A 14,954-nucleotide genomic window follows, 5' to 3' on the forward strand; every position below is an offset into this window, starting at 1 on the left:
TCATGAACGCAACAATCGGTCAGGTTCCGATGACGGTTGCGGTTGCGGGATCGACGGGCTTCATCGGCAGCGCCGTTGTTGACGAACTCGTCCGAGTGGGACATCGGGTTCGAGCACTGCGCAGGCACAGTAGCAAGGCAAGCCCTGGGGTCGAAGAGATCGTCGCGCAGGACGGCGTCGCCGACCTTCGGGCGCTCGACCGGCTCCTCACGGACAGCGATGTCCTCGTTCACGCCGTCAGTTACACGGGCGAGGACGAGGAGCTCCAGCGAACGACGAACATATCGGGCACGCGCACGCTGTGCGAGCAAGCCGCTGAGCACTCGATCAGGCGCATAGTCCACATCAGTACGGCTGGCGTCTATGGAACGGCCTTCGCGCCGGGGGTCGATGAGTCAACGCCACCTGTTCCTCGTTCAATGCTGAGCCAGTTCCGCCTGGAGGCAGAGCGGATCGTCATCGATGCCGGCGGCATCGCACTGCGCCCGCAATTCGTTCTCGGAGCCGGCGACACTTGGGTCCTCAGTCGGCTCAGCGCTCTGATTAGGGCATGCGGTGCTCAAGGCGTCGCGAGCGGGGCACACGCCTCGGTAATCGGGCGGTCTAGCCTGGCAAGCGTCGTCGGCATTGTCGCCGCGGGGTCTGCTCGGCACCAGATCTACAACGTCGGAACTGCGGTTCCGGTGTCGATGGGTGACCTGGTAGAACAGGTTCTCACAGGCACAGGAGAGTTTCGCGAGGCCCCACGTCGAGTCTCCGTCGACGAAGTCCTGATTGCAGCCGACAAGATTGGTGTCCCGCGGCGCGCGGTCGCCCTGGCACTGGAAGAGTCAGTACTCGACTGTTCGAGATTGTGGACGGAGTTCCCGGAGACGTCGCGGCCGGCACAGATTCTCTCCGCCAATGACATCGCATGGTATCGCCGGTGGCTCGGCATCACGAACTGACAAGAGGAGATCGAATGGTGAAGGCACGACAGACGACACGCCGCACGGCGAGCCAGGACCGCGGGCGCAAGACGCAGTCGCAGATCATCGAAGGAGCGTCCGCAGTCTTCGAGGAGCAGGAGTACTCGGCGGCGAGTCTCGAGGATATCAAGGAGGCCTCTGGCGTGTCCCAGGGGTCAATGTACTTCCACTTCAAGAGCAAGGAACAGATCGCTCTAGCGATCATCCAGGAGCAGCACAATCGCATCTACGCCGGCGTGGACCCGGCGATCGCCGACCATGCCGATCCGCTCATCCGTTTAATGGCGATCTCCAAGATGATCTGTGAGCAACTGCGTACGGACTCCGTCGTGCGCGCGGGCATCAATCTCGCCCTCGGCCAAGGCTCACTGCGGGAAGCCAGCGCGCGCTCGTACGCGACCTGGGTCGATGGCGTCGGTCAGCTTTTAGGCAAACTCGACCGGGACGGCATGCTGAACTCGGACATCCCGGTCGACAGGCTAAGTGCTTCGCTAGTTAGCCATTTCACCGGCGGGAACCGCATGTCCCAGGCGATGACTCAGAGAGCTGACATGACCGACTACATCAGCACCATGTGGAGAGTATTCATCAACGCTGCTATCGCCGAGGCACACCGGGAGCGGTACAAAGCGGAGCTCGACTCGATGTTCGGCGGATTCGCTCAGGCGGAGTAGGCGAGTGATGCGGTACAGGCGAAGAGGCCGTCGAGCTCGAACTCCATGTCGAACGTTCGGAACCTCGTGTCGCCGCGGGCGAGCGACCTGGAACCGGCGATGCGCGACCGCATGCGCGCGGGTCCGTCGTGAAATTCGGCCAAGGGATTGAGCGCGAAGTCGGCGCTCCTCATCCAAACGTTAGTTGACACGTCCCGATCGACCCCGTCGAATGAGTAGATGAGGATCTGGGCCGCCTGGGCGGAGAGGCGAAGAAAGTCGTCATACCCGAGTGCGAGCTCGTTGCTCGATTCGGCCGCCTTGTGCTCAGAGGTGAGCGTGCCCTGCGCAGGGTCGAGGCCGACGATTTCCGATTTGATCTCTGTTGCTCGCGCCTCGCTGCACGACGGATTGGACCATCGCTGAACGCCGATCCTCTCGACGGCCGCGTCAGTCAGCGAAGGAAGCGCAGAAGCGGCCTCGACACCGGTGCTCACCGACATACGTCCGAATCGCATGTTGGTGAGCCGCTTGCCGGAGCCGATGGCTTCATTCCACTTGACCGGAACGGCTTCGAGGTCGGTCTCCGGCAACGCTCCCGCCCTGATCCGGATCGCGGTCAGGACCGGCGGGCCGGCCGGATCATCAGTAGGCGCGCCCGCCCGGGAACGGAGACACGTGAGCATGGCGCCGAGCGTCAAACCGTCCAGCGACGAGAGATGCGGAGGCATCGAGCCACCAGGTTTTTCCGACCAGTTGTCTGGATAGGCCACCGAGCCGATCACATTGCGGCGCTCTGAGGCAGCCAGGCTGTCGACAGCTGAAGAGCCGGCGAGGATCGTGTGGGTGACCAGTCTGTACCGATGCGACAGGTACCGCTTGGTTGGGTCACCAAGGATGTCGTCGAACGAAGCACGGCTCACGACTCCTCCCCTCTGCGGATTCGCAGCGCCAGCGGGTGCTGGCCAGGTCACGCGAAGCCGCAATCTCTAGATTAACTAAGGTGCCCATGTTAGTCTAGCTGAACCTCTCGGTGGCTCGAGCAGTGAGGGCTTCCATGCAATGGCGCAGGTTATAGGAGGGCAATGGACCAGAGCTACTACCTCCATCTTGGGGATCCGCAGTTCTATGCACCCCTGCCCGAACCCGACGATGCATTCGGCGTGCCGATGCCGCCAGGTTGGGTGTCGCGAGCGTCGTCCGACTGGCTGGCCTTCGCGCCGGCCGGGCATGAGGGCCCGAGGCAGGGCTGGAAGATCCATGTCACGGCGACCGTGGACGACGCGGCTGCCTGCATCAAGCAGGTCGCGGACGTCCTGTTCGACAAGGAAACCCCCTTCAAGGTTTGCCGCACACGGCAACGCTACGTGCGGTCGAATTCGAAGTACGGAAACCGAGCGGGGTCCGGCAAACTCATCACGGTGTACCCGGCGGACGACAACCAGTTTGTTGCTTACCTCGATTTGCTCGAGGCGTCCACAAGGAACTTCAGACCCGGTCCGTACATACTCACCGACCGTCGTTGGAGAGACTCGAACGTCTATTACCGATACGGTGCATTCGTCAGGCAGGAGTTCGAACACGAAGGGAAGACCCTTCTCGGCATCGCCGACGAGTCCGGCCAGATGGTCGAGGACCAGAGAGTTCCCGGGTACAGCGTCCCCGACTGGGTGAACGTCCCCGCCAAAGTCCGCGAGGAGGAGCAATTCCGCGACCAGGAAGAAGGCTCTGGGCGATTGATCAACTATGGCATCGAATCGGCACTGCACTTCAGTAACGGTGGTGGCGTGTACTCGGGCCGCGACCAGAGGACCGATGAATCCGTGGTGCTAAAGGAGGGCCGACCACGGGCGGGTCTGGACGGCACCCTCGTCGACGCATTCGACAGAATCGGGCACGAGGCTCGCATGTTTCACCGGCTCGGAGCCTGCGCATACGTGCCGCGGAACATCGACGATTTCGTGGAGTGGGAGCACCGATTCCTCGTGATGTCGCACGTCGAGGGCACACACATGGGCAGGTACATTGCTGAGAACTACCCGTTCCAGCGGTCTCTGGACCCCTGTGACTACGTCGAATCGATCACGGAGATCGTGGCAGATGCGGTCGCGGGTCTCACCTCAATCCACTCCCGCGGCGTCGCTCTCGGTGATGTCCAGCCGACAAACATCATCATCCGCGAAGACGAGAGTGAGACTCGCGTGTGCTTCATTGACCTGGAGGCGGCCGGCAACCCTTCCAGCCCGGGCTCGAAAGCCCTCGCCACTCCGGGGTATTTCGCCAGGTTCGATGACCCGTTAGGGCACAGGGACTGGGTCGGGCTGCTGCGCGTGATCCGAATGGCGCTGCTGCCCATGGCCACCATGGAATTCATGGCCCCCGAGAAACTGCCGGCGATGCGCGCTTGGATACGCGCAAATCTCGGTGCAACAGCCGACGACTGCTTGCAGCAGGTGATCGACGCCGCACTGCACGAGGGCTACTCGATCACGGATCTTCCGGAGACCGAACCCCGAGCCTGGAACCGAGACGCCCAGAATGCTGATCGTCAGGCAAGCCTCCTAGACCAGCTCGGAGGAATGGTCATCGACCACTGCGATCCGACGACGACGCGCCTTGCGCCCGGAGATGTCAGGCAGTGGACGCGGGCCGGCGGGGACCTCAGCGTGGCCTACGGCGGTGCGGGCATCGCGATGGCCCTGTGGCGCAGCGGGCTCTCCTCCCGCCTTCCCCAGCAATGGGCAGAGCACTTGGCGGTCGAGGATCTGCTGGACACAGCGCCTGGCCTGCTTGCCGGTCGAGCGGGGATTGCATGCGTTCTAGCCGAAGTCGGCGACGAGGAGCGGGCCAAGGTGGTTTTCGACAGCCTGCGCCACGGCGACTCGCAATCGCTGGGCATCGATCTGGACTCCGGGCTGTCCGGAATCGGCCTCGGTCTCCTCGGCGCTTCCGAGCACTTCTCGTCCGAGGCGTACCTCGAAGCCGCTTGCCAGACGGCGGACCTCATCATGGCGAAGGGAACCGAAGAGGATGCGCTTCGACTTGACGAGACTGACGTGACTCCCACAGGACTGTTCTACGGGTGGGCTGGCCCATCGCTGTTCCTCTCCTGCCTGTCACGTAAAACCGGGTCAACGAAGCATCGAGAGGCAGCGGAGTCGTTCCTCGACAAGGAACTCGACCGACTAGACGCCCATCACGAGACGCGCTTGATCAGAGCGCCCGACGGGCGGCTGATGTCATATCTCTCCTTGGGCAGCGCCGGACTGCTCCTGCCGATGGCAGCGCTGGAACCGGATGCGTTCGATCAACGCTGGGCTGACGAGGTCGCAGGCATCATGCACGCCTCTACAACTCGGCCCTGCGCCAACTTCGGGCTCTTCCGCGGATTCGTGGGGCTGCAGTGGGCTACCAATTGGCTGGAGGCAACTGGCGCGACGAACAGCGATGAGAATCTGACGTCAATCCTCGCCGACGAGCTCGATCTCTACCTTATCGACGACAAGAGCGGCATAGCGACTCCCGGCGACTTCATGCTCCGCCGGTCGTGCGACCTCGCGACCGGGGCCAGCGGGTTGATCTGCGTCCTCAATGACATCGGAACTCGTCGTCTCAGCTGGCTCCCAGTGCTGTGCGGTGAAACCTTGATCACCGCAGTTCCAGGCCATCAACCACAGCGAACGGAATGAGAGGAGGTGAGAAAGGTGAACAATGTGCTCGAACTCCAGAAGTTGGAGCTGAAGGATCATGCCATGGCCGCACATCCGATCTCGACGTCGAGTCTCTTCAGCTGCACTGAAAGCACGATTAGCTTCCTCAATTGCGGCTGAGTAAGCACAAGGCGTGGCGATGCCCTCCCGTTCAATAGTTCGAGAGGGCATCGCCACACTCGCGGGGTGGCGTGGAGGCTACCCGGGACGGCTACGAGGCCCTCCGGCAGGCCGTCGACGTGAACAGCCTGGCGCTGCCCGCGACCGACGGCAAGATGATCCGGCACCTAGACACCGAGTAGGCGGATGACTCGGCACACCTTGGGGTCGTAAGAATTTACTCTTGCATCTCGGGGCGAGATCGCGATTGGTTCCAATCTCTCCAAAGTTTCATGAGATCAAATGCCTCCTCGGCTTGGATGGATATTCCTCGTTCCCCTGTGCGTCGGGTGCGACCTCGAATTGTCATCATGCGCGCAGTGAAGAGGCCCGAGGCCGCCTCCTGTTGGGCTTCTTGGAAGAACGTTACGTCGATGCATCCGGTGCCATCGTCGAGGCTGATGAACACCGTTCGCCTCCCGCTGCGCATGGGAGGTGTCTGAGTGGCGACTCGGACTCCAGCGACGAGCACCTCCGTCCCTGAGCGAAGGCCCAGCAGCTCGGATGCGTGGGTGAGGCCGAGGCCCTCGAGCATCGGCCGGTACAGGTCCATCACGTGGCCATCGACTTCGGTGGAGAGCACCTCGAGGTCAGTGGCGATGCGCTCCTCAGCGCTCGGGTCGGGAACGGCCGCGTCCACGAGCACCTCGTCACCGAAGAGCGGAACCTGATTCGGCTGCGGCATTACGGCCTTCTTATGGGTGCGGGCCGTGAGTTGGCGGACGTAAGCGATGATGCCGCCGCGGTGGGCTTGCCCGTGTTCGTCGCGGGTGAGGCTGTCGAACGCGCCGATGCGGGCCAGGCGCATCATCAGTGGCCGCGACGGGCGGGCACGTTCATAGAGGTCTGTGATGGAGGTGTACGGCTGGCCGTCCAGGATTCGGGTGAGCTCGACATCGGTGATGCCGGAGATGTCTCGGAAGGAGAACCGGATCGCCTTGATCCCGGGCGAGACCTGTTCCACCCGGTATTGGTCGGAGGATGCGTTGATGTCAATTGGCAGCAGCGTGATCCCGAGGCGACGGGCCTCTGCGACGAGGAGCCGGCGCGGGTACATGCCCGGGTCGTGTTCGAGGATGCCGGTGAGGAACTCGACCGGATAGTGCTGCTTCAACCAGGCGCTCTGGTAGGTCGGCAGCGCAAAGCTGGCCCCGTGTGCTTTGCAGAACCCGAACGATCCGAACGCGGCCACGTTGGTCCAGATGCGGTCGATCTCGCGATCCCGAAACAACCGCCGCCCCCTCTCATCGACGCGGCCTGCGGTCCGGGCGCGGAAGCGAGCTTCGATGGCGGCGGAGTCGGTGGCGAGAGCACGGCGGATCTCGTCAGCTTCGGCGAGACTGATGTCCATGCAGTCAGCGAGAACCCGCATCAGCTGTTCGTGGTAGATCAGCACCCCGTACGTCTCGGCGAGAAACGGCCGGAACCTGGGGTGCAGGTAGATGATCGGGGCGTAGCCGAGTTTGGCGTTAATGAACGGAGCGACCATGTTCGCCTGAATTGGGCCAGGCCGGAACAAGGAGATATCGGCGACGAGGTCCTCATATTGATCGGGCTGCATCTTGCCGAGGAGTTCCCGCTGCCCGGGTGATTCGATCTGGAAGCACCCGAGCGTGTGCGTGGACCTGATGAGCTCGAACGTGGGCTCGTCGTCGTGCGGGATCTGCTCGAGGTCGACTCGACCATCGGCGGCAACATACGGAGCATCGACGGGCAGCCTGCCTTCGACCGCGGCGGTCGCTCCGTTGACGCGAGCGATCTCGGTGAGGGTGTGAGCGATGGACGATTGCATCCGGACGCCGAGGATATCGAGTTTGAGGAGTCCGGCGTCGTCGATGTCGTCCTTGTCGAACTGCGACATGGGCAGCCCCATCCCGGACGGCTGGGTCGCGGTCAGCGAGAGGAGGTCGCTGTCGCCGAGGATCACTCCACAGGGGTGCATCGAGATGTGCCGCGGGAGCCGATCGAGACGCGCAGTGAGGTCGACGAGCAGATCGAGCTGCGCATCAGTCTTCACCTGGGCGGCGACATCCCGCAGCTCTGGTTTCGTCTCCAGTGCTTGTCGGAAGTCCGCCGGGTTAAAGCGCCAGATGTTCTTCGCGATCCGGTCGATCTGTGCGAGGTCGAGACCGAGGGCGGCGCCGGCGTCGCGAACAGCTCCGCGGGCACGGTACGTCGACTGCATCGACAGCAGCGTCACCCGGTGGTGGCCGTACCGGTCGAACACGGCCCGATAGATGTCGTGGCGGCGCGCGGACTCGACGTCGATATCGATATCCGGCAGCGTGGAACGGGCGTTGCCGAGGAACCTCTCGGAGAGCAGGCTGTGTTCGATCGGGTCGACGGCGGAGATGCGCAGCAAGTGGTTGACGAGACTGCCGGCGCCGGACCCGCGCGCCTGTACCCGGACCCCCATGTCTCGGATGAGGTCGACGACATCGGCGACGGTGAGGAAGTAACTCTCGAACCCGAACCCGCCGATGGTGGCGAGCTCATCACTGAGCCGGTCCCGCACCCGGCGCAAGCCGGTGCCGTACGCGTGCGGGTACCTGTCGGTGATCGCGGCCTCGCAGCGCTGCCGCAGCACCCGCACCGGATCAGCCCCCGCGAGTCCGATCGCCTCCAGCTCAGGCACTTTCGGGTGTCGCCATCGCAGATCCGTCTCCGGGCCGAGACGACACCAGTCGGCGACCCGCTCGGTGTGAGCAAGCAGATCGATGGCGTCATCGCGGCGCAGCCCCGCGTAATCGCAGATGCGGTACGCCAGATCGTGCATGACCGAGGCCGGCTTCAACCACGCCTGAGCAGAGTGAGGTTCGAACGCGCCAAGGGGCAGGAGGAACGCGGCTGAGTCGAGGACATCGCCGGTGATCGCGTCGTCCGGGCGGAGAAATCGGACCACGTTGGTGAGCACCACCGGCACCCCCTGGACACGGGCCAGTTGGAGCATGTCGGCGGCTTGCTGCAGGCTCGCCGCCGTACCGGGGCGAGTGTGGTGGCAGACGATCTCCACGGCGATACCGCCGGGCAGCCTCCGCTCCCACGCCTCGAGCAGGGCCCGGGCACGCGGGCGGTCGCCGTTGAGGACGGCGCGGCCGACATCGGAGCCGGGGCCGAGGAGCACCGTGGCGACGGGACCGGTTTCGCCGCTCAGGAATGCGGGTGCTTGGTCGGGGGTGATCCAGGCGCTGCGGTGGGCGGTGCCGTGGAGGGTGTGCTGGCGGCGACGCGGCGAGTGGGCGGCCGAGATGAGCCGGACCAGGCCGGCCCATCCGGCACCATGGTTGTGGCCGTGCGCGAGCACCGTGACCGTAGAGAGCTGACCGTTATCGTCGCGGGTTTGGAGGTTCGCGCCGACGATCGGGTCGATCCCGGCGGCGAGGCACGCGCGGACGTGGCGGATCGCCCCGAAGATGCCGTCATGATCGGTGATCGCTGCCGCATCAGCGCCGGCGACGACAGCTGCAGCGACGAGAGTCTCGGGGTGGGCGGTGCCGTGGTGAGCGGTGAACGCCGAGGCAACATGGAGATGGGTGAAGGAGGGCACGGACGCTCTAGTCGGAGACGACCCGGATCGACCATTGCGGCCCTGCACCAACCGCGAGGTCGAAGATGAGCATCTCACCGTCATCGAGCGCCTTGGCTTGCACCTGCCACATCGGCCGCTCGACCATGAGGGCGTTCTTCGTGCCCACGAGGTCCGTGTTGTCCTTCCACCAGCGGACCCGGGACATCCACGGGATGGGGCGGGCGCAGACAATGAAACGGCGACGGTGCCAGATGAACCGCTCCGGGGCGCCAGAGGAGGTCGTCCAGACGGTCGCGACTTCCTCGCGGTGCATCGTGTCCATGGCCCACTCCCTCCAAATCGAACAAATGTTCGATGATTCAGTGTAGATCCATGCACCGACATAGCCAAGGGCACCACCGTTGTGATCGGCTGACCCACGCCTCTGATCTGCTGCGACCGTTCTACAGTCCACGCTCGGAAGTCCGTCGCGCAGAGGTGCGCTCTGGCCGTGGGAGCGAGCTCGAGGAGTGCTGCGTCCGCAGCCGCGAGTAGGCGACCTGCGCGGTTCGCCGTTCGTCTGCCTGCTGCGGGGACTCCACATCTTTGTCTGACCCGAGCGGCGCCGCGCTTTGGATGTCGTAGCGCTGTCGATACAAGGCGATCGTCACTGCATGGGCCCGCCACCACTCCCGCTCTCGGGTGCTGGGCCCCGGTGCTCCGAGCTGCGTCGCCCAGCCGACCTTATGGTCCACCGCCTCGTCGAGAGCGGCACCGGCCGCCGCGTCGATGAGAGCTTCACGTTGGCGTAATGCGGTGCGCATGTCCTCGTCCAAGGGCTCAGCGGGGCGGGCGATGAGGCCTCCGACTCGTCCCGGCGTCGAGGTTCTGCCGTGGGTCATCTGGGCCGTGGCGGTATCGATCATCGACGCCAGGTGTGCGGCGGGGTCGGCTTCGTCGCTGGTCGGTTGAAGGCGTGGAGCCAGCGCGGTCAGGACGCGGGTGGGCGAATGGCCTGTTGCCTCGTGGCGGGTGATGGCGGCTTCAAGTTGTTCGTAGTGCGGGCTGGTGAACACATCGTCCGCAACGGCTTCAGGGAAGGGTGCGACGTCCAGATAGGCGGCGCTCCGCTCGACCTGTGCTTCCCGGGCGAGCACGTCGTACTCGTGCACCAGCGTGGCCAGAGATGCGTGCCGATCGACTTCGTGCTTCAGGGTTTCGGTGGCCGAGAGGTCAGCATCACTGCGGGCCAGCACGCGGTGCAGTTGCTCGATTCGAGTCAGCGGTTCCGCCGTCTCCAGGTGGGGTTCGATCTCGTGGGGGTCGGGCTGGATGATGTAGGCGGTGTTGTTCTGCTTGCCGCGGGTCATTGCCACGTAGAACAGCTCGCGGGACGCGGTCTCGGGATCGACGAGGGCGTGGACGGTGTCCACGCTGGCACCCTGCGCCCGGTGCACCGTGGTGGCATAGCCGAGCTCGACGTCCTCGGCGACATACTCCGCTGGCAGGACCAGCTCAGCCCCAGCAGGCTGGTCTCCGGGGCCGAGGCGGCGCACGGCCAGCGCCCCGTTCTCGAGCCTGCGGGCGACGGACCAGCGGTCGCCGTTCTTCACCCAGGACCGGCCGAGACTCAGCTGGCGGTCGTTGCGCCGTGTCACCACCAAGTCCCCTACCCCGGCAGTGGTGCCATCATGCAGCCCGATCCCGTCGCGCTCGACGCGCCCGTCCGCGATGAGGTCCTCGCGGGCGCGGGTGTTCAGCTCGGCGACCATCTCGGCGTTGCCCGCGATCATCAGCGTCGCCAGGCCTTCATCGCGGTCCTGCTGCCAGGCAGTGTAGGCGGCATCAAGCATTCGCTCGATGCTCCCGTCGACCAGCCGGCCGTGGTTCTCGTAGTCCTCGAGCACGGCGGTCTTGCCGCGGCGCAGGTCGAGGCTGGCGGTCTTCTCCCACTCGTGGACGAACCGGCGCGCGTCGGTCAGCGTCGGTGGGCCGGGACGGTGGCGCACGAGCATCCCGAACGCCCCGCCGGTTTCTACGGAACTGAGCTGAGCCGGATCACCGACGAGCACCAGCTTCGCCCCGGCCTGCCCCGCGTGTTCAGCGATCCGATCCAAGGTCAGCGTCCCGGCGAGACTGGCCTCATCGAGCAGGATCAGCTGGCCGGGCTGGAAGTCCCACCGGCCTCTCTCGTGCTCGTAGAGGAACTTGGCGGTGTTCTCGGCCTGCACGCCCAACGATTCCCCGAGGACTTCCGCCGCGGCCGCCGAGGGAGCCAAACCGATCACGGAGCCCTGCCCATGGCGGGCAGTCCAGGCACGGTGCAGCCCGCGCAGCGCGGTGGTCTTCCCCGCACCGGCGGGGCCGACCAACAGGTCCAGGCTCCGCCCCGAACAAGCGATGCGAGTCACGGCGGCGGCCTGATCATCGGCCAGCCTCACGCCCTGGATCTTCCGGGAGACGTGCCGGGCAACCATCCGGGATGGCAGTCGCGGCGCGGATGTGTCATCGGCGTGTTTCAGCAGGCGGTGTTCGGCGTCGAGGATCTCCTGACTGGAATAGGCGACCTGGTCGCTGGACTGGAAGCGGTTCCCACTCCCGTCGACGTAGTGCCCCGGCACCGCACGGTCATATTCGGGTGTCAGGCGCAGCGACTGGGCTTCCGCCCCGGCCACGATCTGATCCAGCACTGCGGTGCGCTCGGCCGGGGTGGTGAAGCGGGTGGACATGAGCTGACGCATGGCTTCAGCGTGCAGATTCCACCGCGTCCAGGTCGAGCGCCGATCCGCGACCGTCATCACCACCACCGCTGCCAGGTCCTCGACCTGTTGCGCGCCGAGGTCCTCGGCACGCAACCGGGACGCATCGGGTGTGCGGGTGAGCACGTCTTGCGCCCAGGTGGTTGCATCGGTGCCCAGCAGCCGGGTTGCACGCTCCCGCCAGTCTGCGGTGAGCTCAGCCAGCGAATGCAGCTCTTTTTCGGGCCGAGTTTCCAGGGTTGCTTGCTGGCGCAATCGTGCGATGGTGTCCGGGCTGGGCGCGTGCCCGTGAGCGTCCCGGTAGTCACGGATGAGCCGGTTCTTCGCCTGCTCGATACCCTCCACTCCCCCACTGCTGCCGGTGGAGCGTCGGGAGAACTCCGCGATCAACTCGGCAGGGATGCCGGTGATTTCCCAGCCGGTGTTCCTGTCCTTGCCTCGGTCGACGGGCTCCCAGGTCAGGCCGAGCAGGTCGGCGGTGTGGTCGATGAGGTAGGCGTTGTAGCTGGCCGAGAGAGCGACGGTGGCCTTGTGCAGCCGCCGCGAGTCCAGGCTCCTCCACTTCCCGTCCTCGCCTTGGACCTTGTTCGAGACCACCAGATGCGTGTGCAGCTGCGGGTCGGCGGCTCTCGAGTCGTAGTGGTCGAAGGCGGTGGCGATGACGCCGGTGATCGGCATCCGCGCGATCCCACCCTTGCCGACCCGGGTCGAGGCCACCCGCTCTTCCAGCATCGCGACGGTGTCGCGCATCGCGGCGTGATGGGCCTGTGCCAGCAGCTCTTGCATCGGTGCATCCGCAACACCCCAGAGGGTGCTCAGGGACTTCGGCGGGGAGAACGTCAGGTCGAAACCTGCAATGGCGCTCTTGGGCTTCCGTGCAGCCTCTTCGTCGCGGATGTCCTGGATCATGACCTCACGTTGCGCCGCCGGCATGTCCGGGGCGAGCTTTGCAACCCGGTCGGCAATCCGCTCACGCGGTGGGCGCAGGCTCGGGTAGGCGTGGCCGAGTTTCGCGCCGGTGACCGGGTGCACGCCCTGCCCGAGCAACCGGGCCAGGTGCTCCTCCGTCACGGTCGACCCCTCATCGACTCCGGTGCCGGTGCCGTCGTCCAGGGATGCCAGGCCGGTGCCGAGCCAGGTCCCCGGTGGGCTGCCGGACTCGGTGTAGTAGCGGGTCAACGGGGTGCCCAGGTCGCGGTCGCCGTCGCCGGCGGCGACGGTTTTCAGGAGGTATTCGTAGCCGCGGCCGGCGGACATAGGGCGGATCGTCATCACCACGATGGCCCCCTCCCGAGACGGGCTCAGGAAGGGGCCGCCTCAGCGGGCAGGTGCGCGCAGCGCGCCGAGTCGCACCCTGGTGCCAACCGTGTGAGTGGTTCTCAAAGGCCTGGGGACCTCAGAAGCATCGGATGATCCAATGGGTCTATGGGGGCGTCCGGAGGCAGGACTGTGAGCGAGAAGCTCGTGAGGCGAACGGCTTAGGTGACTGACCCGGCTGGGGTCAACAAGTCGTCAACGACGCCCGCGAGGATCGTCCGCTCGACTCGGGCTGCGCACTTGACAACCTCCGAATGATCCCCCGGGATTCCGCCGTCCTGCTGCGATGGGCAGAATCCAGTAGCGGCGAGGTCCGCAAGGAGCCCGACCTTCGCCACGGGGTTGAGGGCCGCCGAGACATCGTTGAGTAGCCGTCGTGTAGCGGCTGCCGCCAGTTTGCCTGCGATTGCGCTGCCTGTGGCGCTCTGAACCTCTTTGCCGACGGCGGTGGCGATGTCCCCTGGAACGCTGGTGAGGGTTGCACATGCTTCGCCGATGGCCGCGGCTACGGCGCAAAGCAGATGGCTCTCGGAGCGTCGGAATCCGGCGGCAGCCTCACGACGACGCCTCGCCTTGGACCTCGCTCCGAGCACGTCTGCGACGCCTTCTGCAACTGATGTTCGTGCGCGTGCTGCGACCTCACTCCAGTCCTCGGTGCTCTTGGGATCGAGCTCGCCCGCTGCGAATGCGACGCCCACGTCCGCAGCTGCATTTGAGAGCCTGTCGAGGAACTTGCCCGTCGTCAGAGAACGCCATTCACAGCGATAGTAGTTCGGGTCAGACTTGGCTCGACACATAAGTCCCTCTCCTCACCAAACGCGGGACCAGAATTGACGGCCAGTCGTTGGCGCGTTCGGCGATGAAACTATCGCAACATCACCGGAGGAGGCCAACCACACCCTGTGAGTGACAGGCTTCGCTCGCAAGCCACCACTGCACATAGCGGTGACTCGATGGACAACAAGCCTGAACATCTAGGTACGGGACTGATGCAAGGAGAGGTGACAATTCGGGTGTCACGCTGCGACTGCAGGTGACTCAATAATTGCTTCGTACTCGACAGGTGTCAAACGACCCAACCGGGCTTGCCGCCGACGACGGTGATACGTCTGCTCGATCCACGTCACGATCGCGATTCTCAACTGCTCCCGACTCACCCACCGGCGACGGTCGAGAACGTTCTTCTGCAGCAGGGCGAAGAATGACTCCATGGCCGCGTTGTCGCCAGCAGCACCGACCCGGCCCATCGACCCAACAAGGCCGTGGCAAGCCAGACTCTGAGTGAATTTCCTTGATCGAAACTGACTGCCACGGTCGCTGTGTACCGTGCATCCGCCCACATCACCACCCCTGCGGGCCACCGCCATCTCGAGAGCGTCAACAGCCAACCGGGCCTTCATCCGCGCACTCATCGAGTAGCCGACGATCCGGCCCGAGTAGACGTCCTTGGTCGCACAGAGGTACAGCTTGCCCTCATCGGTGTGGTGTTCCGAGTAGGGTCGGACCGGGGCGCTCTGCCAGCCTCACGACTGGTAAGTTTCCCCGGCCCGCCCTCCGAACCGGACGTGCCCATTCCTGAGCATCCAGCTCTCCATGCCAATCAAGCCGCAGCACTGTCCCATGGCGTGGGAATACGAGTTCCCCGGAACCGATAGCGAGTCACTGGAACCCGACAGGCCCGGAAGAACGGGTGAGTCCCATAGAGTGGTGGCATTCCCACCAGGGACTTCACCCCCAAAAATGTGAAGAACCATCGTGGGATCCCGCTAGTAGTTCCGCCAAGAACCTCACGAAAGGCATCCCACGATGGCTGACCCCAATTCTGCCGTGTCGACCCTGATCAACCAAGTCCTGACCGACCCTGACCTCGCCCACTCCGA

At 64.8% G+C, this 14,954-nt stretch carries 9 protein-coding genes and 1 pseudogene; 4 read left to right on the forward strand and 6 right to left on the reverse strand.

Annotated features, from left to right (window positions below):
* Nucleotides 1–2: 2 nt before the first annotated feature.
* Together BANT918_RS16035 and BANT918_RS16040 are read left to right on the forward strand one after the other, a co-directional pair.
* The gene (locus BANT918_RS16035) at nucleotides 3–947 is read left to right on the forward strand and encodes an NAD-dependent epimerase/dehydratase family protein (protein ID WP_009885249.1); all 945 of its coding nucleotides are present in this window, start codon (nucleotides 3–5) and stop codon (nucleotides 945–947) included.
* A 14-nt stretch (nucleotides 948–961) separates the two neighbouring features.
* Nucleotides 962–1,642 carry a ScbR family autoregulator-binding transcription factor gene (locus BANT918_RS16040; RefSeq protein ID WP_167389499.1) on the forward strand — a complete coding sequence of 227 codons (681 nt, stop codon included), beginning with the start codon at nucleotides 962–964 and terminating at the stop codon, nucleotides 1,640–1,642.
* Here BANT918_RS16040 and BANT918_RS16045 read toward each other — a convergent pair.
* Nucleotides 1,630–2,595 (reverse strand): AvrD family protein, encoded by a 966-nt coding sequence (locus tag BANT918_RS16045; RefSeq protein ID WP_324761578.1) that lies wholly within the window; start codon nucleotides 2,593–2,595, stop codon nucleotides 1,630–1,632. The genes BANT918_RS16040 and BANT918_RS16045 overlap by 13 nt on opposite strands.
* A gap of 111 nt (nucleotides 2,596–2,706) precedes the next feature.
* Here BANT918_RS16045 and lanKC point away from each other — a divergent pair, with 111 nt between their 5' ends.
* Together lanKC and BANT918_RS18175 are read left to right on the forward strand one after the other, a co-directional pair.
* Entirely contained in the window at nucleotides 2,707–5,310 is a 2,604-nt protein-coding gene (gene lanKC / locus BANT918_RS16050) for a class III lanthionine synthetase LanKC (protein WP_009885252.1), read from the forward strand.
* Nucleotides 5,311–5,334: 24 nt separating this feature from the next.
* Nucleotides 5,335–5,451, forward strand: coding sequence for a class III lanthipeptide (locus BANT918_RS18175; RefSeq protein WP_180957271.1), 117 nt, complete (start codon nucleotides 5,335–5,337; stop codon nucleotides 5,449–5,451).
* Between the two features lie 217 nt (nucleotides 5,452–5,668).
* Here the strand turns inward: BANT918_RS18175 and BANT918_RS16060 are convergent, their stop codons facing one another.
* The 5 genes and pseudogenes from BANT918_RS16060 to BANT918_RS16080 form a co-directional block, all read right to left on the reverse strand.
* Nucleotides 5,669–9,037 carry a DNA polymerase III subunit alpha gene (locus BANT918_RS16060; protein WP_009885255.1) on the reverse strand — a complete coding sequence of 1,123 codons (3,369 nt, stop codon included), beginning with the start codon at nucleotides 9,035–9,037 and terminating at the stop codon, nucleotides 5,669–5,671.
* 7 nt (nucleotides 9,038–9,044) lie between these two features.
* Nucleotides 9,045–9,341, reverse strand: a complete 297-nt coding sequence (locus tag BANT918_RS16065) for a DUF6504 family protein (RefSeq protein ID WP_009885256.1) — start codon at nucleotides 9,339–9,341, stop codon at nucleotides 9,045–9,047.
* A 121-nt stretch (nucleotides 9,342–9,462) separates the two neighbouring features.
* On the reverse strand, nucleotides 9,463–13,029 hold the full coding sequence (gene mobF, locus BANT918_RS16070; protein WP_225868470.1) for a MobF family relaxase: 3,567 nt from the start codon (nucleotides 13,027–13,029) through the stop codon (nucleotides 9,463–9,465).
* A 206-nt stretch (nucleotides 13,030–13,235) separates the two neighbouring features.
* A complete protein-coding gene (locus tag BANT918_RS16075) occupies nucleotides 13,236–13,871 on the reverse strand; it encodes a hypothetical protein (RefSeq protein WP_009885258.1) in 636 nt (211 codons plus the stop codon).
* Between the two features lie 219 nt (nucleotides 13,872–14,090).
* A pseudogene (locus BANT918_RS16080) lies at nucleotides 14,091–14,567 on the reverse strand (IS3 family transposase); the annotation flags it as partial.
* Nucleotides 14,568–14,954 lie beyond the last annotated feature (387 nt).

It is taken from the genome of Brevibacterium antiquum CNRZ 918 (assembly GCF_900169145.1).
In the GTDB taxonomy this organism is placed as follows: Bacteria; Actinomycetota; Actinomycetes; order Actinomycetales; family Brevibacteriaceae; genus Brevibacterium; species Brevibacterium koreense.

What these genes read in the sequence shown, in the direction of transcription:
- mobF (WP_225868470.1), bottom strand. Translation starts at nt 13,029, where the DNA reads ATGACGATCCGCCCTATGTCCGCCGGCCGCGGCTACGAATACCTCCTG.
- BANT918_RS16035 (WP_009885249.1), top strand. Translation starts at nt 3, where the DNA reads ATGAACGCAACAATCGGTCAGGTTCCGATGACGGTTGCGGTTGCGGGA.
- BANT918_RS16040 (WP_167389499.1), top strand. Translation starts at nt 962, where the DNA reads ATGGTGAAGGCACGACAGACGACACGCCGCACGGCGAGCCAGGACCGC.
- BANT918_RS16065 (WP_009885256.1), bottom strand. Translation starts at nt 9,341, where the DNA reads ATGGACACGATGCACCGCGAGGAAGTCGCGACCGTCTGGACGACCTCC.
- BANT918_RS16075 (WP_009885258.1), bottom strand. Translation starts at nt 13,871, where the DNA reads ATGTGTCGAGCCAAGTCTGACCCGAACTACTATCGCTGTGAATGGCGT.
- lanKC (WP_009885252.1), top strand. Translation starts at nt 2,707, where the DNA reads ATGGACCAGAGCTACTACCTCCATCTTGGGGATCCGCAGTTCTATGCA.